Source organism: Phaeobacter sp. CECT 5382, from assembly GCF_001457775.1.
Lineage (GTDB): Bacteria > Pseudomonadota > Alphaproteobacteria > Rhodobacterales > Rhodobacteraceae > Pseudophaeobacter.
Genome location: NZ_CYSG01000051.1, coordinates 1 through 1,648, shown reverse-complemented (window position 1 = coordinate 1,648; position 1,648 = coordinate 1). Strand labels below are relative to the sequence as shown.

The following is a 1,648-nucleotide window of genomic DNA, read 5'->3' as shown; positions in this document are numbered from 1 at the left end:
ATTCCGTCCGGGGAAAGGGGAAGTCCCCTCAGAAACCGATTTGTGCAACAAAGCCGGCGGTATTCTTGACCATGCTGAAATCTTGGGTGCCTCTGATACAGGTGCTGTTCCTTCGCTGCAGGCAGTATGGCTTTGGGCGAGGCGAGCGAAATATGCAGAATCCTCCATATTGACCTAGCTCATAGCGTGGTAGGTTTCGACACTGGACGCCAGAGATGCAGTTGTTGAGTGCGGAACAAAACCAATCAACTTCTGTCAGGCCCAATTTTGCTGTGTTGAAACGTGCTACCAAGAGTAGGTGTCTATGAGCACGGTCAAACCCAGGCCGACGATTTGGCGGGACAATTCCCTTGTGTCCCTTGTGCAAAAAAATGTTTGACTGGGCCGCCCCCGAGGCCAAGGTCCTGCCCCTAAGATCGGGGGAGAGTATCACTAGACTTTGAAAACAAATCATCCTCTAGTTTTTCTAAGACAGATAATGTCCCACGTACTGGGTCGCTCAATTTATGAGGGGTGATGCATGATTTGACCCGATCTGAAAAAAACTTCCTCACATCATGGCCGAAGAAAACTGCCTTTTTAGTATCAGTGTTTCGAATGGCGTAGATTACAGCACTACCTCCGCTTGATGCTTGAAGAAACTCCAAACGTGAACCATCTCTTACGGGTAGTTGGTTGGCGTCTATTTTGAGAGAAACCTCACCTTCTTCAAACTTTACAAAAACTTGTGCGACCATCTGCGTTGACGAAGTGATCCAACCAGAAACTTCTGCTATATGACCAGAAATATCAAGATTCCCACCACCTCCAGAGATACTGCCACGAACTTCAGTAATCGGTACGATATCGCAAGAAATAACCGTACCTGAAAGAACTTGGAACTTGGCTGTTTTTAGGGTTTGTTCCAAAATCTCATCCCTCAGGGATGTGGTTAAGTGGTTTCGTTTAAAAAACATTTTCAGTTCACACTCTCATTTCCGTGCTCGATTTCACTATCGGTTAAGGAGAAAATTTGTCAAATGAATAATCCTTCGCAAAACGCAGGGTGTGTTGACGAAAAGGATTCACACTCGCCGCTGACACCCTCTTGTGCGGTCTTTGTCCGGGACGTTACGCGTGGCAGATTTGAACTCCTTCTTGGTGTCGCCCTGTTCTCCCAACGAGAACCGCTTGGCTGGGACGGTGGGCTTTGCCGCGGCCAACCCCTGGCGGTTGCCCATTGCGCCGCTAGGGGCGAGGGTGTTGCCGACCCTGCTGGCAGCCAATGGTCGACTGCAATATGGAGAATTCTGCATATTCTGTATCTAACCAAGGTGCGGTACTCGTCGCACAAGTGAGGAACACCTGACCGTCTTTCACGGAGACGGCTATACAATTGGGGCAAAGATCAAAGATGTGAGAGCGCCGATTTTGCCAAGCGATTCCGCCTGAACTACACGAGGGCAGAGGCAGGCAAGGGTAACCCAGCTAAAAAGAGTGTGCGGTATTCTTAAGTTATTTTAAAAAGGCCAAAAATCAGAGGTTTTAGAAAACATGTTAAACTCAGGAATTGGCCTGATCGTAGTCAGTATTTTTCTCGCATTTTTCTTTGAGCCCGCATTTCCCAAGTAACTTGACGTTTTCGCGCCTCCAACGGCCACTAATGTGT

1 protein-coding gene is annotated in these 1,648 nt (G+C 48.2%); it reads right to left on the bottom strand.

All coding sequences use genetic code 11. The features are described from left to right. Positions 1-410: 410 nt before the first annotated feature. Positions 411-908 (bottom strand): hypothetical protein, encoded by a 498-nt coding sequence (locus tag PH5382_RS19920; protein WP_156414994.1) that lies wholly within the window; start codon positions 906-908, stop codon positions 411-413. Positions 909-1,648 lie beyond the last annotated feature (740 nt).